This window comes from Mycobacteroides sp. CBMA 271 (assembly GCF_009729205.1).
Taxonomy (GTDB): Bacteria; Actinomycetota; Actinomycetes; order Mycobacteriales; family Mycobacteriaceae; genus Mycobacterium.
On sequence record NZ_VTHB01000004.1, the window covers coordinates 284639 to 304745 of the forward strand.

Genomic DNA, 20107 nt, shown 5'->3' on the forward strand with positions numbered 1-20107 from the left:
GCACCGCTACAACTCCACCGGGTAGTGCGGTTCTTGGATCTGCGGGCGCACCGACTGCTCGACGAAGATCGCGTGCCACAGCATGAAGATCAGCACCGTCCAGAGCCTGCGGCTGTGATCGGCGACCCCGGCGGCGTGTTCGGTGAGCATCGCGCTCACCGCGTCCACGTTGATGAGGTGCCCGGTTTGGGTGGTGGCGAGCATCTCCCGGGCCCAGTCGTGCAGCAGCCCGTCGACGAACCAGTGCCTAATGGGCACCGGGAAACCGAGCTTGCTCCGGTGTAGGACATGCGCCGGCACAATGGGTTCGAGCGCCTTGCGGAGCGCGTACTTGGTGGTTTCCCGGGTGATCTTCTCTTGGTAGGGCAGCGTTGAGGCCACCTTGAAGACCTCGGGATCCAGGAACGGCACCCGCAGTTCCAGTGAGTTGGCCATCGTCATCTTGTCGGCCTTAACCAGGATGTCGCCGCGCAGCCACGTGAACAGATCTACATACTGCATGCGCGCCACCGGATCCCAGCCGGCACACCGCTCGTAGAGGGCCGCGGTGACGTCCTGGTGGCCCCATTCCGGGCGGTAGTTCTTGAGCACCGCGCGCAGCTGCTCGTCGTCGAAGCTGCGAGCGTTTCCGTAGTAGCGCTGCTCCAGGGTCATCGAGCCGCGGCGCAGCAGGCTCTTGCCGCGTACCCCGTCCGGAAGGGCGGCCGACAGCCGGGCGGCGCCACGTCGCAGAGCACCGGGAAGGTAATCGAAAGGCTTGAGCGACAATGGCTCACGGTAGATCGTGTAGCCACCGAACAACTCGTCGGCACCCTCGCCGGAAAGCACCACCTTGACGTGCTTGCGGGCCTCCTTGGCAACGAAGTACAGCGGCACCAGCGACGGGTCGGCCACCGGATCGTCCAGATACCAGACGATCTCGGGTAGCGCCGAGACGAACTCCTCTTGGCTTACCACCTTCACGACGTGCCGGGCACCGATCGCCTCGGCCGACTCCACCGCCACGTCCACTTCGGAATAGCCCTGCCGCTCAAAGCCTGTCGTGAAGGTGATGAGCTTCGGATTGTGCCGAATGGCGAGCGCCGCGATGGCCGTCGAGTCGATCCCGCCCGACAGGAACGACCCCACCGTGACATCCGCGCGCATGTGCTTGGCCACCGAATCGGAGAGCGCTTCGGTGATCTCGTCATACCGGGATTGACGGGTTGCGCGGGTGAACGGTTTCGCATCGAAGCGAGCCGGGAAGTATCGCGTGACGCGTGGCTCCTGGCCCGGGGCGATGCGGGCGTAGGAACCGGATTCGAGGCGATGGATCTCGGTGTGCAGGCTTTCGGGCTCCGGAACGTACTGCAGTGCGGTGTAGTGCTGCAGCGCCCGCAGATCCAGCTCGGTTCCGATGCCCAACTGGTCCATCAGGTCCAGCAGGCACTTCTTCTCGCTCCCCAGGGCGGTTCCGCCCGGGCCGGTCGCCATGAAAAGCGGTTTGATGCCGAACGGGTCACGCGCGCAGAACAACTCCCGCTCGACGGTGTCCCAGATCGCGAACGCGAACATGCCGCGCAGCCGGTGCAGCACGTCCACACCCCAGAAGTGATACGCCGCCAGGATGGCCTCGCCGTCGCCCTCGGTGGCGAAAACGGCGCCATGTTCCTCAGCGACCTGCGTCCGTATCTCCAAGTAGTTGTAGATCTCGCCGTTGAACACCAACACGTACCGGCCGGGGGAGTCGGCCGGGCCCCAGCGCAGCGGCTGATGCGAATGCGCGATGTCGATGATCGAGAGCCGGTTGAAACCGAACAGCACGTTCTCGTCGTGCCAAATCCCGGGTTCATCGGGGCCGCGATGGCGCATATGCACCATCGCCGCATCCACCGCCGGGCTATGAGATTCGAGGGAAGACCCGGGCGGGCCCAGCCACGCCACCAGTCCACACACGCGGCCAAGTATGCAACATCACGGGGCGTTCGTCCCCACACCGGCCCCGTCGCAGCCCTGATGCGACGGTGTGGTCTACGCTGCGTAGTATTCGATTGCTGCCACTGGTCAGCGATGGATTCTGTACCGAAACAGGAGGCTACAAACGTGACGTCACGGTCCGGCTCACGGCCGTCCCTGCTGGCCACTGTGGTGCTGTTGGGCGCGGCGAGCTTCCTGCTCAGCGGTTGTAGCGTCCAGGAAGTACTGCGCTTCGGCTGGCCCGAGGGCATCACCCCCGAGGCCCATGACTACATGGCACCGCTGTGGACCTGGGCGGTCGTCGCCTCGCTGGTCGTCGGCGTCATCGTGTGGGGCCTGACCTTCTGGACCATCGCGTTCCACCGGCACAAGCCGGGCGACACCGAGTTTCCGCGTCAGTTCGGGTACAACCTGCCGCTGGAGCTGGTCCTGACGGTGGTGCCGTTCCTGATCATCGCGGTGCTCTTCTACTTCACTGTCGTCGTGCAGAACCGGGTCATGCACAAGGACCCGAACCCCGACGTCGTCATTGATGTCACCGCCTTCCAGTGGAACTGGAAGTTCGGCTACCAGAAGGTTGACCTCAAGGACGGAACCCCCGTCTACAACGGCGCCGATCCCGAGCGCAAGAAGGCGATGAGCTCCAAGCCCGAGGGCAAAGACGAGCATGGCAAAGAGCTCGTCGGCGCGGTGCGCGGACTCAACCGTGAGGACCGTACCTACCTGAACTTCGACAAGATCGAGACCATCGGCACCTCCTCGGAGATCCCGGTGCTGGTGCTGCCCAGCGGCAAGAGCATCGAGTTCCAGCTGGCCTCGGCCGACGTCATCCATTCGTTCCGCGTGGTGCCGTTCCTCTTCACTCGCGACGTGATGCCCGAGCCCAAGGCGAACAACTCCGACAACGTCTTCCAGGTCAGCAAGATCCTGAAGGAGGGTGCGTTCGTCGGCCGCTGCGTCGAGATGTGCGGCACCTACCACTCGATGATGGCCTTCGAACTGCGCGTGGTGAGCCCCAACGATTTCAAGTTCTATCTGGATGCGCGTAAGGCGGGTAAGACGAACGCCGAGGCATTGGCGTCGATCAACCAGTCGCCGGTCTCCACCACCACCAGGCCATTCGACGGCCGTCGCGGGGAGCTTGCCCCGGCGGACAACAACGCGGCCAAGAACTAGGCGAGGAGCGCAGCCATGCATATCGAAGCCAGACTCTTCGAGATCCTCACCGGATTCTTCGCGCTGTGCACCGTGGTGTACGCGGTACTCACCGGGCTATACGCCAACGGTGGCGTCGAGTGGGCGGGAACCACCGCCATGGTCATGACGACAGGTCTGTCACTGATCATCTCGACGTTCTTCCGTTTCGTGGCCCGGCGTCTGGACACCCGGCCCGAGGACTACGAGGATGCCGAGGTCGCCGACGGCGCCGGCGAGCTGGGCTTCTACAGCCCGCATAGCTGGTGGCCGATCATGGTGGCCCTTGCCGCCGCCACCGCTGCCGTGGGTGTGGCGCTGTGGCTGCCGTGGCTGATCGCTGCCGGTGCGGTGTTCGTGCTCAGCGCGGTTGCCGGGTTGGTCTTCGAATATCACGTGGGCGCCGAGAAGCACTAGCTCTCATCGCGCGTTTTCCGCGACTTCTCGCGGCTCCACACGCACTTTGCGGCGGGACTCCCGTGGCTGGTGTGACGTCACCGTGCCTGCCATCACATTTTCGGTAACAATCCGGTGGTCAGTTTGGTTTTTCCGGCCGTCAGGTTTCATCGCTCCTTATCGCGTTGGCTATCGTTGCCATGGCCCCTCCAGAAGGTGGCTCGGTGGGGAGCAGGAAGTGACGAAAAGGAACTTGTGTAGATGAGTGGGACGGACAACCCAGGGTCGGGGACACCCGGGGAAGTTCCGGATCTGGACGGCTCGAGCGCGGATGGCGCAGCTGCTGACTCGTCCGGGGCGGATTCTTCCGCGTTTCATTCGCAGGCGTACTCGGCGCCCGAATCTGAGCAGTTCACCAGTCCGTACGTGCCGTACGACGAATACGACACCCAATTAGTGGGTGATGACGAACCGCCTCCGCCGCGATGGCCGTGGATCGTTGGGGTAGCGGCGATCATCGCCGCGATCACGTTGGTTGCCTCCGTTGCGTTGTTGGTCGCGGGGCGCTCGGACGAGACGACCGGTGCTGCCAAGAGCACCTCGGTCACACCTACCCCGACCACCACCCCGTGGAACGAGATCATCACCACCACGACGGAGCCGCCTCCGCCGCCGCCCCCTCCGCCCACCAGTGAGCCTCCGCCTCCACCCCCGCCGGTGGTCACCGAGACGGTGACGGTCGAGCCGCCTGCGCCGCCGCCCCCTCCGCCACCGGCGACGCATGAGCCGCCACCGCCGGTGACAACGACTACGACACCGCCGCCTCCACCGACGACAACCACCACGACGCCGTCCGCGCCGCGGCAGATCACCTATTCGGTGACGGGCTCAAAGGCCCCGCTCGATCGCATCTCGATCACCTGGACCGACGGATCGGGGCGTACCCGGGTGAATCCGAATGTGTACATCCCGTGGTCGATCACGGTCACTCCGATGTCGAACTCGGAGATCGGTTCGGTGTCGGCGAGCAGCTTCCTGCGGTTGAGCCAGCTCAACTGCACCATTACCACCAGCGATGGTCAGGTTCTGTCCGCCAACAGCAACAATTCAGCGCAGGCAACCTGCTGATGCCAGCCGGTCGATGGGCCAAGCCGCTGGAGGCGGTTGCCGGGCCGGTGCGGCGTTCTTCTCCGGAGTCTGTCGACCGCATGCTGGTGGGATTGTGTGCGCTCATCTGGCTGGCGTTTGTCGGAATGCTGGTCGGTGCCATTGTCGTGATGACCGGGATGGGGCAGGGTTCGGCGGGCCCGTCGGATGGGTCCGCTCGTTCGTCGTGGGGGATCTACATCGTCATCGGGGTGTCCTTGGCCGTCATCGTCGGCGCGGTGCCACTGCTGCTGCGGGCACGCAAAACGGCCACTCAGCGCCCCACGCGTGGCGCCTCGAACGTCACGCCGAAAGCCAAGGGCTCCAGTGCTTCCCGCGTGGAATCGGGGCCATCGGGGTCGCCTCCCGTAGAGGCCTCAACCGAGAAGCTCAGGACATTCGGCGGTCTCTCCGACCCGGTGAGCCACACGCCGCTGGAGTACAGCGGCCCCGGATCGCCTGCGCATCGAGAGGCTGCCGAGGCCGCCGCGAAATCGGTAGTGGTGGACCGGCTGTGGCTCCGGGCCGCGGTAGGGCTCACCGGTGGGATCGGTCTGGCACTGCTGGCGGTGGTGACGGGCACCTATCTGATGGCGGTCGAGAGCGATACCGCCGCCATCGTCGCCTTCGTGTTCGCCGGCTTGATTACCTGCGCGATGGCCGTGATCCCGTGGTTCACGCTGAAGAAACTGCATGAGCTCCGCGCGTCAGGGTGGTCTGACAAGTAGGCCGCTGCACAGCGTCGATCTCGGCGAGATTCCTGGCAACCCAGATCTAATCGGCGATACCCGCGCGGGCGATCACCTTTGTGATGGTTGCGCGGACAAGCGATTCCTCGGGAACCGCGTTGCGGCGGCCATACTCATCGGCGAGGTTCGCGCCCATGTAGCGTCCGCCGATTTTGGTCGCCCAATCGAGCATCTCGTCGTGATTGTCGGTCAGTCGCGCCTCTGCCGAAAACTGGACGTAGGAGAACGGTGGTAGCTGATTGTCGACCGCCAGCGAGATGCGCGGATCGCGCCGAATTGCCTTGCCCTTCAACGTGTCCGTTCCGGTGGTGAAGATCAGCTCGTCCCCATCGGGGCCTTCGTTCAATAGGAACCAGACGGGCGTCACGATGGGCGCACCATTGGCGCGCACCAGGCCGAGCATGCCGGTGCGGGTGCCCTCGTTGGCGAAAGCCCACCATTCAGCACGGGTCATCTCCTGCATAGAGCCACCCTAAAGCAGTTGGGCCCCGCATGCTTTCGCATGCGGGGCCCAACTGTCGAGCGGACTTCTAGTGGCCGTGGCCGTTCGTCGAGCCGTTGGTCGACGCGTCGCCGTCCTGATATTCCTTCAGGGCGAGCAGCGACTTGTGGTGCGCCTCGTGCTCGGCATCCACCAGCGCCTGCTGTTCGTCGATGGGGTCGGCGAACAGGAACGAGCCGGTGCCGGGTGCGCCGGCCGAGCCCAGCTTGTTCATACGCTGAGGCACCGCCGCACCCTGGTACTCGAGCGGAATGGCGTGGCCATGATCGTCGACACCGGCCAGCGGCTGGTGCAGTTCGATGTACTCGCCGTGCGGCAGCCGCTTGATGATGCCGGTCTCGATACCGTGCTCGAGCACCGCGCGGTCGCTGCGCTGCAGGCCGATGGCCCACCGGTAGGCGATGTAGTACACGACGATCGGCAAGATGACCATGCCGATACGGCCGATCCACGTTGTCGCGTTCAGCGAGATGTGGAACTTGACCGCAATGATGTCGTTCATCGCAGCCAGCGTCAGGATCATGTAGAACGAGATCGCTGCCGCGCCAATGGCTGTACGGGCCGGGGCGTCACGCGGACGCTGCAGCAGGTTGTGGTGCGCGTTGTTGCCGGTGAGCTTCTTCTCGATGAACGGGTACATGGTCAGCAGGCCGAAGACCAGTCCCATGATGATCGCGACACCGAAGGCCGCGGGCACGGTGTGCCCGAAGATGTACAGCTCCCAGGCCGGCCACAGACGCGCCATGCCTTCGGTCCACATCATGTAGAAGTCGGGCTGGCTACCCGCGGAGATCTGGGATGGCCGGTAGGGGCCAAGGTTCCAGATCGGGTTGATCTGCAGCAGGCCACTCATCAGCGCCAGGATGGCGGTGGTGAAGGCGAAGAAGGCCCCACCCTTGAGCGCGAACACCGGCAGGATGCGCACGCCAACAACATTCGTTTCCTTGGCGCCGGGGCCGGGGAACTGGGTGTGCTTCTGGTACCACACCAGCGCCAGGTGAACCGCGATGAGCGCCAGGATGATCGCCGGGATCAGCAGGATGTGCAGTGCGTACATCCGGGGGATGAAGATGACGCCGGGGAAGTCGCCGCCGAACAGCGCCCAGTGCATCCAGGTGCCGATGATCGGAATGCCCAGCGTGATGGATGAGAACGCCGCGCGCAGCCCGATACCGGAGAGCAGGTCGTCGGGCAGCGAGTAGCCGAAGTAACCCTCGAACATCGACAGGATGAGCAGCAGCGAGCCGATGACCCAGTTGGCCTCGCGGGGGCGCCGGAAGGCGCCAGTGAAGAAGATGCGAGCGAGGTGCACCATGATCGAGGCCGAGAACATCAGGGCCGCCCAGTGGTGGATCTGCCGCACGAACAGGCCGCCGCGTACCTCGAAGCTGATGTTCAGCGCGGTCTCGTAGGCCTTCGACATCTGCACACCGCGCAGCGGCTGGTAGACGCCGTTGTAGGTCACTTCGGCCATCGACGGGTCGAAGAACAGGGTCAGGTACACGCCGGAGAGCAGCAGGATGACAAAGCTGTACAGCGCGATCTCACCGAGCATGAACGACCAGTGGGTCGGGAAGACCTTGTTGATCTGCCGTTTCATCCCCGCGGCGAGGTGATAGCGGGAATCCATCGCCTCGGCCTGACCGGCGGCGATCTTGCCTATGCGTGACGGCTTTTGGGCTGTGTCGCTCATGATTTGCGCTCCCAGAATGCGGGTCCGACGGGTTCGACAAAGTCGCCGGCGGCGACGAGGTACCCGTCCTTATCGACGGTGATCGGCAGCTGTGCCAGGGCGCGTGCCGCCGGGCCGAAGATCGGCTTGGCGAAGTGCAGCGCGTCGAACTGCGACTGGTGACACGGGCACAGGATGCGGTATGACTGCTGCTCGAAAAGCGAAGTGGGGCAACCCAGATGCGAGCAGATCTTGGTGTACGCGAACAGGTCGCCGTAGTTGAAGCTCTCCTGTCCCTGGCGCTTGACCACCTTGGACATGTCGTTGGGCCGCACCCGAATGATCATCACCGGGTTTCGCACGCCCATCTGAATGTGCGACAGCTTTTCGTGTGACTCGACGGTGGTGCCATCACCATCGGACTCGCGCCACGGGAACACGGTCTCCATACCGCCGGCGTCGATATCCTCCGGGCGGACCTTCAACAGAATGTTGGCGCTGCTGCCGACGGCCCGGCCTAGGTAGACGGTCTCGCCCTTGTAGCGGGGTGTCCAGCCGCTGGTGAGCAGCACCGGCTGCTTGCCGTTGGCGGTGGGTACCACACGCGCCCAAGGGTTCTTGATGATGCCGCCGATGAGAGCGACCGTCGCGCCCGCGCCCATTGCGCCGACGCCGAAGCCGAGGGCGCGAACGATCATTTTGCGGCGGGGGAGCGTCGAGGTGTCGAGGGTGTCCTGCAGCTGCGCGACGATGGTCTTGCGATCCACCTCGGAGGAGCCGCCGTCGTGGCGGTCCTGGATCGAGATCTCCTGGGGGATGAACTTCTTGGTGTAGAGCACCGCGCCGATTCCCAGCGAGAGCACCGACAGGCCCAGGGTGAGGCCGTACAGCGGGGTCGCCAGGTTGTAGGCGGCATTGCCCGGGTCGCCGAACGGCTTGTACTCCCACGGCCAGAACAGGAACACCCCGAGCAAGGCGAGGCCGAACACGCCTCCGAGGGCAAACCACATGGCGATGAGGCGCTCGGCGCGCTTCTCGGCCTTGGTGCCCTCGACGGGCCAGCGCGGCTCGCGGTAGACGATCTCAACACCGTCGAGGTTGGTGCCGAGCTTGACGAGCTCGTCGCGGCTCATGGCTGCGAGCTGCTCGTCGGTGGGTTTATCAGTCTGTTCGGCACTCATCAGGCGCGTGCTCCAATCCACATTGCGGCGCCGATGGCGGCGACGATGCCGATGATCCAGATGGCCATACCCTCAGAGGACGGGCCGAGTCCGCCGAGTCCGTAGCCGCCGGGGTCCGGTGTTTCACTCGACGCGCGGACGAAGGCGACGATGTCCTTCTTCTCTTCCGGGCTGAGCTGGCGGTCGGAGAACTTGGGCATGTTCTGCGGGCCGGTCAGCATCGCGGTATAGATCTGCTGTTCGTTGGCGGGATCCAGCTCGGGTGCGAATTTGCCCGAGGACAATGCACCGCCCCTGCCGGTGAAGTTGTGGCAAGACGCGCAGTTCAGCCGGAACAGGTCGCCACCGCGGGCGACGTTGTTGCCGCGCAACGATCCCTGGGCGATCGCGCCGTCGCCGTCGCGGATCACCTGCGGACCGCCACCGTTGGCCTGGATGTAGGCACCGAGGGCGTCGGTCTGCTCCTCATCGAAGATCGGGTCCTTGCGCTGGGCCTGCGCCTCGTTGCGCATGGCGGGCATGCGGCCGGTGGACACCTGGAAGTAGACGGCGGCGTCGCCGACGCCGATCAGGCTCGGCCCGCGGTCGGGCACACCCTGCAGGTTGGCGCCGTGGCAGGTGATGCACGAGGTTTCGTACAACTGCTTACCGGTGCGCAGCAGCGCCGACTTGTCCTCGTCGGCCACCGCGACCTGCGGGGTGGGTGTAAAGGTCGTGGCCAGGCCGCCGGCGACCACCAGCGCAACCATCAGCAGCAAACCTGCTGAGATGCGTCGGCGAAACTTGCGGCGCGCGCGATTCTTGGCGGCTGTGTTTTGTACGGGCTCCACGTTCAACTGTGGGGCTCCCTTCACCGAGTCGGGCTGGTTCATCGGACGAAGTAGATGGTGGCGAACAACGCGATCCACACGATGTCGACGAAGTGCCAGTAGTACGACACCACGATCGCAGAGGTCGCTTGGGCTGGAGTGAACTTACTCATCCGGGTGCGAATCAGCAGGTAGACGAATGCGACTAGACCGCCGATAACGTGCAGTCCGTGAAAACCGGTGGCCAAGTAGAACGTTGACCCGTAGGCGCTTCCTGCGATGGTGGTGCCCTCGTGCACGAGGTTCATGTACTCGTAGCCCTGGCCCATGACAAAGAAGGTGCCCATAATGAGGGTGACGATGTACCAGCGGCGCAGCCCGAACACGTCGCCCTTTTCCGCGGCGAACACACCCATCTGACAGGTGAAGGACGAGGCCACGAGGACTGCGGTGACAGGAATCGCCAGACCCATGTTCAGCTCGGTGGGCTCCGGGGGCCAATGACCGCCGGACTGGGCCCGGGCGGTGAAGTAGAACGCGAAGAGTCCAGCAAAGAACATCAACTCACTGGAAAGCCATACAATGGTGCCAACACTCACCATGTTGGGCCGGTTCAGTGAATGAACCCGCTGAGTGATGGCGGTTCCCGCCGGCGATCCTGGGGCTGCTGCGGTCGTCACGCGGTAAGTATGACGCTTTGTAGTTGTCGAGAGCCACTCGGGTCCGACATTGATTTGTGACCGACTCCCGACGACGTGCGTGGCCACTGCCGAGAGGGGGTTCGGTGCGGTACGCCCGGCGTGTCGCGGCTGGCGCCAGGGTAATTACTTCGTTGTCGTCGCCCTTGTCTCCATGGGACCATTTGCGGCGTGCCGGAAGATTCGCGGATGAGCCGCTCGCGCGAAGACCAGCAGTCCTGGCCCCAGGTATTGGGGGAGCTGACAGTCCGTCGGGATCTGAAGGCGGGTCAGGCGGCCTGGGCCATGGACCAGATCATGACGGGCGCGGCGACTCCGGCCCAGATCGCGGCCTTCGGGGTGTCGATGCGGATGAAACGACCGACCTCGGCGGAGGTCGGCGAGTTGGCCGACACCATGCTGGCCCACGCGATCCGTTTTCCGGCGGGAGCCGGTGACGAGATCGGCAAGGATTCCGTCGACATCGTCGGCACCGGGGGAGACGGCGCGAACACGGTGAACCTCTCCACCATGGCTTCCATTGTGGTGGCGGCGTGCGGGGTCAAGGTGGTCAAGCACGGCAACCGGGCCGCATCCTCATTGGCCGGCGGCGCGGACACCCTGGAGGCGCTGGGGGTGCGCATCGACCTGGATCCCGACCAGGTGGTCCACAGTGTTTCCGAAGTCGGTATCGGGTTCTGCTTCGCGCCGCATTTTCATCCGTCCTATCGGCACGCCTCGGCGGTGCGCCGTGAGATCGGTGTGCCCACGGTGTTCAACTTGCTAGGGCCGCTGACGAATCCGGGCCGCCCGCGCGCGGGTCTCATCGGGTGCGCGTTCGCCGACCTGGCCGAGGTGACCGCGGGTGTCTTCGCCGGGCGCGGGTCCAGCGTGCTGGTGGTGCACGGCGACGACGGGCTCGATGAGCTGACCACCACCACGACCAGCACCATCTGGCGCGTTCAGGCGGGCACCGTCGACACGCTGAGGTTCGATCCGGCGGCGTTCGGTTTCGCGCGTGCCCGGTTGGAGGAACTGGTCGGCGGCGATCCTGAGTTCAATGCGGCCGAGGTTCGTGCGGTGCTGGGTGGTCGCGCCGGTGCCGTGCGGGACGCGGTGCTGCTGAACGCGGCGGGTGCCATGGTCGCGCACGCCGGCCTGGCCAGCGACGCCCAATGGGTGCCTGCGTGGGAGAACGCCCTCGCGCGGGTGTCCACCGCCATCGACTCGGGGGCCGCGGCGGCGCTGCTGGAGAACTGGATTGTCGTCAGCCAGCGGCTCGGGGAGCAGCAGGACGCGGATGAGGCCTGACGGGCGGCTCTCGACTTGACCCTGTAGCTAGGTGCAGGGTCAACAATGGCGTCATGCGCAGCGGTGAGGTGGCCTCCGGGGCCGGCGTGAGTGTTCAGACAGTGCGGTACTACGAACGCAGAGGCCTGCTGTCGCGACCGCCGCGCTCATCGTCGGGTTACCGGGCATATCCGGTGGACGCGGTCGCGGTCGTGCGTTTCGTCAAGAGGGCACAAGAGCAGGGATTCACGCTCGACGAGATCGAGGAACTCCTGCACCTGGCCGAGGGTGGTCCCGAGGACTGCGAGGCCGCCCGCGATCTGGCGCAGGTCAAGATCGACCAGCTCGCCATGAAGGTGAGCGAGCTGGAACGGATGCGGCAATCACTGACCGACCTCGTGAATACGTGCGATCGTCCACGGGGAGACCGCTGCTGCCCACTCATCCAGGCACTGAACGACGAGGGGACGGCCCGATGAACCTTGAGATTCTGCAGGTGCCCGAATGCCCGAATGTTGCAGTGCTGCAAGACCGAATCGGCCGGGCGCTGGAAGCCGAACACCTGACGGCGACCATCACCCACCGCGTGATCGACAGCCTGGCCGCCGCCGAGCAGCACGGCATGACCGGATCGCCGACTCTGCTCATCGACGGCCGGGACCCCTTCGATGAACCCGGCCTGATACCCGCGGTGTCGTGCCGGCTCTATCCGGCAGACAGCGGTGGCCATCGCGAGGGGGCGCCTTCGGAGATCGCGCTGCGTGCCGCTCTGCGCGGCGGACGCAACAACGAATGCAGCGGCACCTCCGCCGTATTCGGGGCGTGGCGCGGTGTGGTCAGACCAGCGGATCCCGCCGAACGTGCGGTGCACGCAGCCATCCTGCGGGCGTTCGCATTCAGCGGCGGTCCACCCCCGTTCGATGACCTTGAACGGCTCACCGGCCCGACGGATGTGGCCGTCGGATCCGTCCTGCACAACCTGCACCAGGCGGACGTCATCCGTCTCGACGGCGCGGGCGGCATCGACTCGGTGTATCCGTTCTCTGCGACCGCCACCGCGCATCGCGTTCAGATCGATGGTGGCGCAGAGGTTTACGCAATGTGTGCCATCGATGCTCTTGGCATCTCCGCGATGCTGCAGGGCCGACCCGTCACCATTTCGTCCGTCGATCACCGAACATCGGCGCCCATTACCGTGCGGGTCCACGGGGCGACGGCGACGGCAGATCCGGAATCCACGGTGGTGTTCGTCGGGGCCCAGGCAGTGCAGGGGCCGTTGGCGGAAACCTGTTGCGGCCATCTCAACTTTTTCACCGACGTCGCGTCGGCCGAAACATGGTCCGCGGCCAATCCGCAGGTGACCGGGATGGTGCTTGATCTGGTCGCCGCAACTCAATGTGGTGTGGCGATTTTCGGCGCTCTGCTCACCGATGACAGCTCGGTGTGAGTAGCTAGATCCAGGGTTGGACGTCGTTGAACCAGGCTTGGTAGTCGGGGTGGGCGTCTAGGAACGGTTGAATCTGGGCGCGTCGGAGCTCCCAGGGGAACTGGTGGACACGAGCGAATTCGTCAGCCAGATCCGGATGGGCGTCGAGATAATTCTGCACGTCAGGCGCGTAGGGACCGTTGTCGTTGGTGGGACACCGGTACGCGCAGGTGTTGGTCCAAGTGGGGTACCAGTTGTCCCAGTAGCCGCTGTTGGCCCAGTCGTAGGCGTAGGTGTCGTTCCAGGCCAGGTCGCGTTTCCAGTGCCAGCTGTAGGGCCATCGGTGATGGGCGTACTGCGCAGAATCGTCAGTTGCCGGTTGGTCGGGTTTGGTCGCGCCGTGGCGACCCGGTTCGGTCCCCGCCGGTGCGGGCGCAGGCGTTGGAACGACGTGGGTCGGTGTGGCCGATGGAGTAGTCGGTGCCGCTGGGTTGTTCGGCCCCCCAGGTGTCGGTGTCTTTGGCTGATCCGGCGCGGCGGTGGTGGGTGCTGGTGTTGCCGGAGCGGTGGCCGATGCAGGCGGTTCTGGGCTGGCCGGTCCCAGGGCATTGCCTGGTTTGGGGCTCTCGGCCGGGCCCGCATCGTGGGACGCCGGCTGCTGCGGTGTCTGTGCTTGCGGTGCGGGCTGCGATGCTGCCGCCGCCGGCGCGGATGCTTCAGGTACGGGTGCAGAGACAACGGGCGCAGAGACAACGGGCGCGGAGACAACGGGTGCCGGTGCCATCACAGGTTCGGGCATGGACATCACGGGCGCTGGAGCCGGAGCGGGCGGGTCGGGGGGAGCTGCCCACCCGACTGCTGGCAAGCAAACCATCGCCGCGACGACAGATCCCGTCACGAACAGGGATCTCTTTCCCGTTGACCACGGCATCTCGTTCTCCATGTCTCTATGTCGAGTCATCGCACTCGCCAACTCGATAGTGCCTTGGGGAACTGTGAAATGCCTGTGCTTGCAATCCAACTCGCGATTTTCGGTGGCTGAGATGAGCCTGAAAAATGTGTTGTTGGAGGTCAGCAGGCGGCTCGCGGCGCAGCGGGACGCGGGAATGGTTTGATCAGCTCGGCCATTCCCCAATCGTCCGGGTGCGCGGCGCTCGCCATCCTGGCGCTGCGTGCTGTCGCTGCCCAGTCACGCAGCGGCCCCGAGCATCCCGTCGCCTCGGCGTACCCATTCGTCGAGGACACGAGGCGTACTCCGGGTTCGGCCAGCCAGCGGGTGAGCAGTCCCGTCTCCTCGGGGGCGGCTCCACCGAACGGTTCGGGGGTCGGCAGCACCACCTGGGCCCCCGCGGAGGCAACGTCCACCACGGGCAGCGGGGGGACGCCGCGTCGGGCCACCGCCGCCCCGGCCAACTGTCCGTGGCGGACCACGGCGATCTGCCAGCCGCCGTCACCGTCGGGGCGTGCGGCGATCAGCTCTTCGAGGCGCGCGAGGGCATGCAGGCGGTGCTGGCGGGCGAGCGCCGCGACGAGGGCGGCCGTCGCATCGCGCTGCCGTGCGGCGGTCTCGTAACGCCGCAGATCGGCCAGCTCGGTCACCCTGTCGCACATGGCATGCAGCGGCTGCGCGTGGGAGCCGGCGAGAACCGCGAGGGCCGGGGCGAGGGCGTCCCGGTACCCGGCCGCGTCCACCCCCACCTCGGCGGGACAGCGGGAAGCCGTGTCATGTGGGTAGGCCTGTCCGTCGCAGGCCGCGCCATGCCGCCCGGTGGCCCCGATACGCGTCGTGCAGGTGCGCACGCCGGCGAACCGGGCCAGTGCCAGTGCAGCGTTTGACGCATCGCCGCGCGCCCGAAAGGGGCCCAAGAACGCTCGTCCCTGCGTCGCGCGGACAACGGCGAACCGGGGAAACGACTCCTCGGTGAGCACCACCCACCACCAGCGATGCGGGAAGCGGGATTTCCTGTTGTATGGCGGTGCGTGCGCGCCCAACAGCCGCAGCTCGCGCACCGCGGCCTCCAGAGGGTGCGCGCAGGTCACGTGATCCACCGCGGTGGCGAGGGTGACCATCTCGCGCATCCGGCCGCGCGGGTCCGCACCGGTGAAGTACTGCTGCACCCGCCGGTGCAGGTTGACCGCGGTGCCCACGTACAACACCTCGCCTGTCGGCCCACGAAACAGGTAAACTCCTGGGGCGTAAGGCATTCCGTCGGCTAGCGAGCGCTTGCTGCGTAAGGCGTTGGGCACCTGGGTGCGGTACCGTCGCAGCTCATTCATGGTGTCGGCGCCCTGGTTGCCCACCCGGCCAATCAGCGCGTGCAGCACGTCGACAGTGGCTCGGGCATCGTCGAGCGCTCGGTGATTGGGCGTGGTGGATGCGCCGAGCAGCTGCGCCAGGGCCCCCAGGTTGACCCTCGGGGCTTCGTCGCGTGTGAGCACCCGGCGTGCCAGCCGGACCGTGCACAGCACGGTGGGCTGGGGCCAATCGATTCCACACTGGCGTGCGGCGGCCTTGAGGAACCCGATATCGAAGCCCGCGTTGTGGGCCACCAGCACGGCGCCGCGGGCGAATTCCAGAAAGGTGGGCAGTACCTGCTCGATCGGTGGTGCATCGACCAGCATCGCCGAGGTGATGCCGGTGAGGCGGACGATCTGCGGCGGCAACGATCGTTTGGGATCGACCAGCGTCGCCAGCTCGCCGAGTACCTCGCCGCCGCGCACTTTGATCGCGCCAATCTCGGTGATCGCGTCGTTCTCGGCGCTACCGCCGGTGGTTTCCAAGTCCACCACCACAAAGGTGGTGTCGCGCAGTGCTTGTGCAGACGACATCTCGTCCAAAGTCAACTGCGATGAGGCGCCTGCGCGAAGAGCATCCGGTCGCGTCATGACGTGACCGTAATTCCCGGGACCGACATATCGGGCTCACGCTGGGCTCGTTTCGGGGGTACAGATCAGCGCGAGTGCGTCGTTGATGGTGGCGACGCCGCCGTCGCCGATCTTCTCCGCAAGCCTGACCCGCAGCTCGCTGCGCCTGGACGCATCAAGGGTCAGGTGATTGGAGTACGTGAAGACCATGTCGAGGTACGCCTGCGTGGAGAAATTTGGGTGCTCCAGGAAATGCAGGCGTTGCACGCGATAGCCGGATTTCTCGATGGTTGGGGAGACTGTGTCCTCGGTGTCGATGGAGGGCCGCCTGGCGGTGTCCATGAATGCTGCGTAGACGGTATCCAGGTCGTCCTGTGTCGGGGCAGTGGGCACGATGCGGTTCCACACCAGGGCGAGCCGGCCACCGGGACGCAGCATCGTCGCCACCTTGTGTAGCGCTGCGATGGGTTCTACCCAGTGGAAGGACTGCGCGAACAGCACCAGGTCGAAGGTTCGGCCCTCGGGCTCCCACTGCTCGAAGGCGGCCACCTCGACGTCGATGCCCTTCCCGGCCCCTATACGCGCCATCCGCGCATCCGGCTCGACGGCGAGCACCTCGGCGCCGGCCGCGATGAGCTGCGCCGCCGCGATCCCGGTACCGGCTCCGACGTCAAGGGCGCGTGTCCGCCCGCGCGCCACGAGCTCGTCGATGAGCGACTGCGGATAGCGGGGACGGTGACGGTCGTAGGCGTCGGCGGAGTCGCCAAACGATTCGGCCCGGCGGCGGTCGCTGTGTGCCGGTGGTGGCTGTTCCGTCATACCGCCAGGGTGCCAGGAAACGGTTACTTGTCGGTGGTTGCGGTTAGCGTCCGCTCAAACCCAAAGAAAGAACGATTGGTCGGAAAGGAGAAGCCATGCTCATCGACTGTGACGATTGCGCGATGCGCGGCCCGGGATGCGACGACTGCGTGGTCAGCGTGTTGTTGGGGGTCCCGCAGACACTCGGTGACGACGAGCGCGCCGCGCTGGCGGTATTGGCCGAGGCGGGGATGGCGCCCCGGTTGCGGCTGGTGCCGATTCAGCGCGCTCGCGACACGCCTGTTGTCCCATTGACGCCCGATGCCGGGGTCGCATAGGGCACACTCGAAGAAGGTGCATGATGGCCCGCCCCGGGAACGGGGAGGAGAACCGGCGCTTACGCGACATTGACGTCGTTTCGCGCTGCGGTGGACAATGCCGATGCCATTTCGTAACCTATCTGAGACCTATCAGCGCCAGAGTTCGCGGCGATCGATGTGCAGTAAAGGGATGTAGTCAGTGAGTGTCGGGCGTCTTCTTCGAGATCACACGGATCGATCGACGCCCTCTCCCTTCCGTCGAACGATGCTTGCGGTAACTACTGCCGCGCTGATCGGTGGGGTTTTTGCGGGCGGTCAGGTCGCTTCCGCCGATCCCAACAATGACGCCGTCAAGAAGCTCAACGAGCTATCCCGCCAGGCCGAGGCAACCTCGGAGGCAGCTAACTCCGCGAAAATCGACCTCGACGCCAAGCTGGCGGCCCAACGTGACGCCGAGAAGGCCGTCCTAGCCGACGAGGCCGTTGCGAAGGCCGCGCGCATGGCAGTTTCCACCTACCAGGTTGACGTAGACAAGGCTGTGGTGGCCGCGTACATGGGCGGTAATACCAGCGGTTACGGCGCCGTGCTGACGTCCAACTCCCCGCAGAACCTCATCGACCAATTGTCGGTGCAGCGCACGGTGGGAACCGAGATGCGTAGCCGAATGGACACCTACATGGCCGCGCGGTCCTCGGCAGATGCGGCCGAGCAGCGGTCCCGTGATGGCGCCGAGCAGGCCCGGGTGGCCGCCGAGCAGGCCAAGAACCTGCGCGCATCGCTGCAGGCCAAGCAGAGCCAGTTGCAGGTACAGATCGCTGTCGTCAAATCGCAGTACAACACCCTGAGCCCCAGCCAGCGCGCGCAGCTGGCGGTGGCGGCACCCGTGCCCCCGCCGCCCGTCGCCGAGCCGGGTCAGGCCGTCGATGCTCCTGAGCCGCTGATGCAGGCCGCCGCTGCCGCACCCGCGCCGGAAGCCGCCATCGGTGGCGGTGGGTCCGCCGTCGGCTCGAATGCTGTCGCCGCGGCATTGACGCGCATCGGTGCTCCCTACTCGTGGGGCGGTTCGGGTCCCAACGCCTTTGACTGCTCCGGCCTGGTCATGTGGGCCTACGGTCAGCAGGGTGTGTCGCTGCCGCACTCGAGCCAGGCCCTGGCGCGTGGTGGGACTCCGGTCTCGCTGGGCGAGTTACAACCCGGCGACGTCATCAACTTCTACGGTGATGCCTCGCACACCGGCATCTATGTCGGGAACGGTATGATGGTGCACGCCTCCACATACGGCGTTCCGGTCGCGGTCGTGCCGATCACGTCCTCTGGACCGATCTACAACGCACGCCGCTACTGAGCGTCGACGGCGCTGTCCATTGGGACCGCTGGTAATCCAACGCGCTGCGTGAAACCTGTTACTTAGGCTGCCAGATGCCGAAGCGGTTGCCGTGCGGATCGTGCAAATGGGCAAACTCGATGTCGCCGTTGTCAATTGGCGGATGGGCAACTGTCGCGCCGAGTGCGACAGCGTGGTTGATAGTGGCGAGAATGTCGGGTGTTTGAGCGAAGAAGACCCTTGGCTCCTGGTAGTCGCCGATCATTGTGTAGCCACCGCCGTCTGGTTGGTTGATCGCCCATTTGAAGAGCTGGCCGTAGAAACTGTCCGCAGCATGCGGGTTGGGCGTGCCGATCTGGGTGTTGCTGACGGTGTCGTACATGTTGGGTGGCCTTTGCTTGCGGGTGTTGGTTTTCGGACCAGCTTGCAACAGTGTTTCAAATGATGTTGCATTGTATCCATGATTACATGGCGCAGCGCCCACCAAGGGGTCGATCAGGGGCGGCGATGACGTCTCACGGTATTGCTGGGTATGCGGCTGGATGTCGTTGCAGCTCTTGCGGTGTCGCGCAGCGCTACCGCGAGCAGGCGATCGCTGCCGCCGAGACCCGCCGTTGGGCGGCGATCGAAGCTGCCCGTGCGCCAGCCTGGCGGCGACAAGAACTTGAGGTGCTGCGGCAAAAACGTGAGGCCGCGAAACGGAAGAAGAGAAAGGAACAGGAGATTGAGCGCCGAGAGCTATATCAAGTTGCTCTCGATGCGGGTGATCACCAGTGGCTATGGACGGATGATCTGATTCGCATTCGCCAAACCCACAAGCGTTCTCGTGTGCTGGTCCAGGAGGCTTTGGAGTCGGGGCAGGCAGAGTTTCTTTGGCGTCAGAGTCAGGAAGCGCTGCAACTTGCCGAGAAGCACCATGACGAACTCAAAGCATTGATTGCCGAGCAAAGTGGTTAGGGAGGGTGTGATGGCTGTCAGGCTGGCGATGGCCGCAGCACTAGTCGTATCGACCAGCTGTTTCGGTGCAGCTACTTCTACGCGCGCTACGGCAGAACCGACGGCGGAGCCCCTGGTCGCTTACCCTGGCATGGCGATCGTGCGGGGCCATGACCAGTGCACCCTGAGTTTCGTCGATCCGGTCACTCGAACCGGCTTCACCGCGGGCCAATGCACGGACGTGGGCTCAGTGGCCGATGTGCGGGGCAACCTGATCGGGGAAGTGGTGCTGATGAGCCGCAACCTATCCACGACCGAGGTGGGCGCGGTCGCTCGCGATGATTCGGTTACTGATTACGCAGGTATTCAGTTCGGTTCACAGGTCCAGCTTGCCAACACCATGCCCGACGGAACGCGCCTGCGGATGGCGCAGGGGGCAAACCCAGACCCCGGGCTCGCGGTGTGTTTTATGGGTTCGGTTTCTGGTCAGGTCTGCGGCAAGATCTCGGCTCTCAACGACGGCTGGTTCACAATCAGCGGCGCCGCCGGACACCCTGGGGATTCCGGTGCACCGGTGTACGTCGTTACTCAGCCGGGTGAGGGATTGCTGGTCGGTATCTACTCCGAACGCTGGGGTGACTCGGCGGCAATGTCGTGGCCTGCCATCGCCGCGCAAATACCCTCGCAACTAACGCCGCAGGTGCCGGCGGCAGGCCCGGGAAATGGTGGGCCAGAACTTCCGTCGCCGGCGACCGCCCCGGCCTAACTGCCTCGCCGGCGACCGCGGCTCGGCGACTGTCATCGAGTTCACACCCATCTTGTCTCTGCATGCACTCGGAATGTGCGGTCATCGGTGAGAAGGTTGA

General features: G+C 65.2%; 21 protein-coding genes. 11 read left to right on the forward strand and 10 right to left on the reverse strand.

Features of this window, described 5'->3' with window-relative positions:
* Nucleotides 1-6 precede the first annotated feature (6 nt).
* The gene (asnB, locus tag FZI91_RS12720; protein ID WP_162526361.1) at nt 7-1935 is read right to left on the reverse strand and encodes an asparagine synthase (glutamine-hydrolyzing); all 1929 of its coding nucleotides are present in this window, start codon (nt 1933-1935) and stop codon (nt 7-9) included.
* A gap of 147 nt (nt 1936-2082) precedes the next feature.
* Between asnB and FZI91_RS12725 the strand changes: the two genes are divergently transcribed.
* The 4 genes from FZI91_RS12725 (at nt 2083) to FZI91_RS12740 (ending at nt 5420) form a co-directional block, all read left to right on the forward strand.
* Nucleotides 2083-3132, forward strand: coding sequence for a cytochrome c oxidase subunit II (locus tag FZI91_RS12725; RefSeq protein WP_162526362.1), 1050 nt, complete (start codon nt 2083-2085; stop codon nt 3130-3132).
* Nucleotides 3133-3147: 15 nt separating this feature from the next.
* Nucleotides 3148-3567, forward strand: coding sequence for a cytochrome c oxidase subunit 4 (locus FZI91_RS12730; RefSeq protein WP_155939341.1), 420 nt, complete (start codon nt 3148-3150; stop codon nt 3565-3567).
* A gap of 240 nt (nt 3568-3807) precedes the next feature.
* The gene (locus tag FZI91_RS12735) at nt 3808-4674 is read left to right on the forward strand and encodes an MmpS family transport accessory protein (protein ID WP_155939342.1); all 867 of its coding nucleotides are present in this window, start codon (nt 3808-3810) and stop codon (nt 4672-4674) included.
* On the forward strand, nt 4674-5420 hold the full coding sequence (locus FZI91_RS12740; protein ID WP_155939343.1) for a DUF2561 family protein: 747 nt from the start codon (nt 4674-4676) through the stop codon (nt 5418-5420). Before FZI91_RS12735 ends, FZI91_RS12740 begins: the two co-directional genes overlap by 1 nt.
* A 46-nt stretch (nt 5421-5466) precedes the next feature.
* Here FZI91_RS12740 and FZI91_RS12745 read toward each other — a convergent pair whose 3' ends face one another.
* The 5 genes from FZI91_RS12745 to FZI91_RS12765 all read right to left on the reverse strand — a co-directional run bounded on the left by FZI91_RS12745 (nt 5467) and on the right by FZI91_RS12765 (nt 10207).
* Entirely contained in the window at nt 5467-5904 is a 438-nt protein-coding gene (locus FZI91_RS12745) for a PPOX class F420-dependent oxidoreductase (RefSeq protein WP_155939344.1), read from the reverse strand.
* A gap of 67 nt (nt 5905-5971) precedes the next feature.
* Nucleotides 5972-7636, reverse strand: coding sequence for a cytochrome bc complex cytochrome b subunit (locus FZI91_RS12750; RefSeq protein ID WP_155939345.1), 1665 nt, complete (start codon nt 7634-7636; stop codon nt 5972-5974).
* Nucleotides 7633-8796 (reverse strand): ubiquinol-cytochrome c reductase iron-sulfur subunit, encoded by a 1164-nt coding sequence (locus FZI91_RS12755; RefSeq protein ID WP_155939346.1) that lies wholly within the window; start codon nt 8794-8796, stop codon nt 7633-7635. The genes FZI91_RS12750 and FZI91_RS12755 overlap by 4 nt, the downstream gene beginning before the upstream one ends.
* Nucleotides 8796-9668, reverse strand: a complete 873-nt coding sequence (locus tag FZI91_RS12760) for a c-type cytochrome (RefSeq protein WP_155939347.1) — start codon at nt 9666-9668, stop codon at nt 8796-8798. Before FZI91_RS12760 ends, FZI91_RS12755 begins: the two co-directional genes overlap by 1 nt.
* On the reverse strand, nt 9665-10207 hold the full coding sequence (locus FZI91_RS12765; RefSeq protein ID WP_239001843.1) for a heme-copper oxidase subunit III: 543 nt from the start codon (nt 10205-10207) through the stop codon (nt 9665-9667). Before FZI91_RS12765 ends, FZI91_RS12760 begins: the two co-directional genes overlap by 4 nt.
* A 285-nt stretch (nt 10208-10492) precedes the next feature.
* Here FZI91_RS12765 and trpD point away from each other — a divergent pair, with 285 nt between their 5' ends.
* Genes trpD through FZI91_RS12780 form a run of 3 tightly spaced genes read left to right on the forward strand, consistent with a single transcriptional unit; the run spans nt 10493 to nt 13019 of the window.
* The gene (gene trpD, locus FZI91_RS12770; RefSeq protein WP_155939348.1) at nt 10493-11593 is read left to right on the forward strand and encodes an anthranilate phosphoribosyltransferase; all 1101 of its coding nucleotides are present in this window, start codon (nt 10493-10495) and stop codon (nt 11591-11593) included.
* A 53-nt stretch (nt 11594-11646) separates the two neighbouring features.
* Complete coding sequence (locus FZI91_RS12775; protein WP_155939349.1) at nt 11647-12051, forward strand: MerR family transcriptional regulator; 405 nt, start codon at nt 11647-11649, stop codon at nt 12049-12051.
* Nucleotides 12048-13019, forward strand: coding sequence for an alkylmercury lyase family protein (locus FZI91_RS12780; RefSeq protein WP_155939350.1), 972 nt, complete (start codon nt 12048-12050; stop codon nt 13017-13019). Before FZI91_RS12775 ends, FZI91_RS12780 begins: the two co-directional genes overlap by 4 nt.
* A 4-nt stretch (nt 13020-13023) precedes the next feature.
* Here the strand turns inward: FZI91_RS12780 and FZI91_RS12785 are convergent, their stop codons facing one another.
* From FZI91_RS12785 to FZI91_RS12795, 3 genes are all read right to left on the reverse strand, one after another.
* Nucleotides 13024-13797 carry a heme-binding protein gene (locus FZI91_RS12785; RefSeq protein ID WP_155939351.1) on the reverse strand — a complete coding sequence of 258 codons (774 nt, stop codon included), beginning with the start codon at nt 13795-13797 and terminating at the stop codon, nt 13024-13026.
* A gap of 272 nt (nt 13798-14069) precedes the next feature.
* Complete coding sequence (locus FZI91_RS12790) at nt 14070-15884, reverse strand: DEDD exonuclease domain-containing protein (protein WP_155939352.1); 1815 nt, start codon at nt 15882-15884, stop codon at nt 14070-14072.
* Nucleotides 15885-15920: 36 nt separating this feature from the next.
* Nucleotides 15921-16682, reverse strand: coding sequence for a class I SAM-dependent methyltransferase (locus FZI91_RS12795; protein ID WP_155939353.1), 762 nt, complete (start codon nt 16680-16682; stop codon nt 15921-15923).
* A gap of 95 nt (nt 16683-16777) precedes the next feature.
* Between FZI91_RS12795 and FZI91_RS12800 the strand changes: the two genes are divergently transcribed.
* On the forward strand, nt 16778-16999 hold the full coding sequence (locus tag FZI91_RS12800; RefSeq protein ID WP_155939354.1) for a hypothetical protein: 222 nt from the start codon (nt 16778-16780) through the stop codon (nt 16997-16999).
* Between the two features lie 247 nt (nt 17000-17246).
* Nucleotides 17247-18326 carry a peptidoglycan hydrolase RipC gene (gene ripC, locus FZI91_RS12805; RefSeq protein WP_155939355.1) on the forward strand — a complete coding sequence of 360 codons (1080 nt, stop codon included), beginning with the start codon at nt 17247-17249 and terminating at the stop codon, nt 18324-18326.
* 58 nt (nt 18327-18384) lie between these two features.
* On the opposite strand, the gene FZI91_RS12810 is transcribed toward ripC, so the two are convergent.
* Entirely contained in the window at nt 18385-18789 is a 405-nt protein-coding gene (locus tag FZI91_RS12810) for a VOC family protein (protein ID WP_313884533.1), read from the reverse strand.
* A 23-nt stretch (nt 18790-18812) separates the two neighbouring features.
* Between FZI91_RS12810 and FZI91_RS12815 the strand changes: the two genes are divergently transcribed.
* Nucleotides 18813-19262: a hypothetical protein gene (locus tag FZI91_RS12815; RefSeq protein ID WP_155939357.1), complete on the forward strand. Its 450-nt coding sequence runs from the start codon at nt 18813-18815 to the stop codon at nt 19260-19262.
* 10 nt (nt 19263-19272) lie between these two features.
* On the forward strand, nt 19273-20007 hold the full coding sequence (locus FZI91_RS12820) for a hypothetical protein (RefSeq protein WP_155939358.1): 735 nt from the start codon (nt 19273-19275) through the stop codon (nt 20005-20007).
* The last annotated feature ends 100 nt before the right edge of the window (nt 20008-20107 follow it).

What these genes read in the sequence shown, in the direction of transcription:
- FZI91_RS12730 (WP_155939341.1), top strand. Translation starts at nt 3,148, where the DNA reads ATGCATATCGAAGCCAGACTCTTCGAGATCCTCACCGGATTCTTCGCG.
- FZI91_RS12735 (WP_155939342.1), top strand. Translation starts at nt 3,808, where the DNA reads ATGAGTGGGACGGACAACCCAGGGTCGGGGACACCCGGGGAAGTTCCG.
- FZI91_RS12740 (WP_155939343.1), top strand. Translation starts at nt 4,674, where the DNA reads ATGCCAGCCGGTCGATGGGCCAAGCCGCTGGAGGCGGTTGCCGGGCCG.
- FZI91_RS12745 (WP_155939344.1), bottom strand. Translation starts at nt 5,904, where the DNA reads ATGCAGGAGATGACCCGTGCTGAATGGTGGGCTTTCGCCAACGAGGGC.
- FZI91_RS12750 (WP_155939345.1), bottom strand. Translation starts at nt 7,636, where the DNA reads ATGAGCGACACAGCCCAAAAGCCGTCACGCATAGGCAAGATCGCCGCC.
- FZI91_RS12755 (WP_155939346.1), bottom strand. Translation starts at nt 8,796, where the DNA reads ATGAGTGCCGAACAGACTGATAAACCCACCGACGAGCAGCTCGCAGCC.
- FZI91_RS12760 (WP_155939347.1), bottom strand. Translation starts at nt 9,668, where the DNA reads ATGAACCAGCCCGACTCGGTGAAGGGAGCCCCACAGTTGAACGTGGAG.
- FZI91_RS12765 (WP_239001843.1), bottom strand. Translation starts at nt 10,207, where the DNA reads ATGGTGAGTGTTGGCACCATTGTATGGCTTTCCAGTGAGTTGATGTTC.
- trpD (WP_155939348.1), top strand. Translation starts at nt 10,493, where the DNA reads ATGAGCCGCTCGCGCGAAGACCAGCAGTCCTGGCCCCAGGTATTGGGG.
- FZI91_RS12775 (WP_155939349.1), top strand. Translation starts at nt 11,647, where the DNA reads ATGCGCAGCGGTGAGGTGGCCTCCGGGGCCGGCGTGAGTGTTCAGACA.
- FZI91_RS12780 (WP_155939350.1), top strand. Translation starts at nt 12,048, where the DNA reads ATGAACCTTGAGATTCTGCAGGTGCCCGAATGCCCGAATGTTGCAGTG.
- FZI91_RS12785 (WP_155939351.1), bottom strand. Translation starts at nt 13,797, where the DNA reads ATGCCCGAACCTGTGATGGCACCGGCACCCGTTGTCTCCGCGCCCGTT.
- FZI91_RS12790 (WP_155939352.1), bottom strand. Translation starts at nt 15,884, where the DNA reads ATGACGCGACCGGATGCTCTTCGCGCAGGCGCCTCATCGCAGTTGACT.
- FZI91_RS12795 (WP_155939353.1), bottom strand. Translation starts at nt 16,682, where the DNA reads ATGACGGAACAGCCACCACCGGCACACAGCGACCGCCGCCGGGCCGAA.
- FZI91_RS12800 (WP_155939354.1), top strand. Translation starts at nt 16,778, where the DNA reads ATGCTCATCGACTGTGACGATTGCGCGATGCGCGGCCCGGGATGCGAC.
- ripC (WP_155939355.1), top strand. Translation starts at nt 17,247, where the DNA reads ATGCTTGCGGTAACTACTGCCGCGCTGATCGGTGGGGTTTTTGCGGGC.
- FZI91_RS12815 (WP_155939357.1), top strand. Translation starts at nt 18,813, where the DNA reads ATGACGTCTCACGGTATTGCTGGGTATGCGGCTGGATGTCGTTGCAGC.
- FZI91_RS12820 (WP_155939358.1), top strand. Translation starts at nt 19,273, where the DNA reads ATGGCTGTCAGGCTGGCGATGGCCGCAGCACTAGTCGTATCGACCAGC.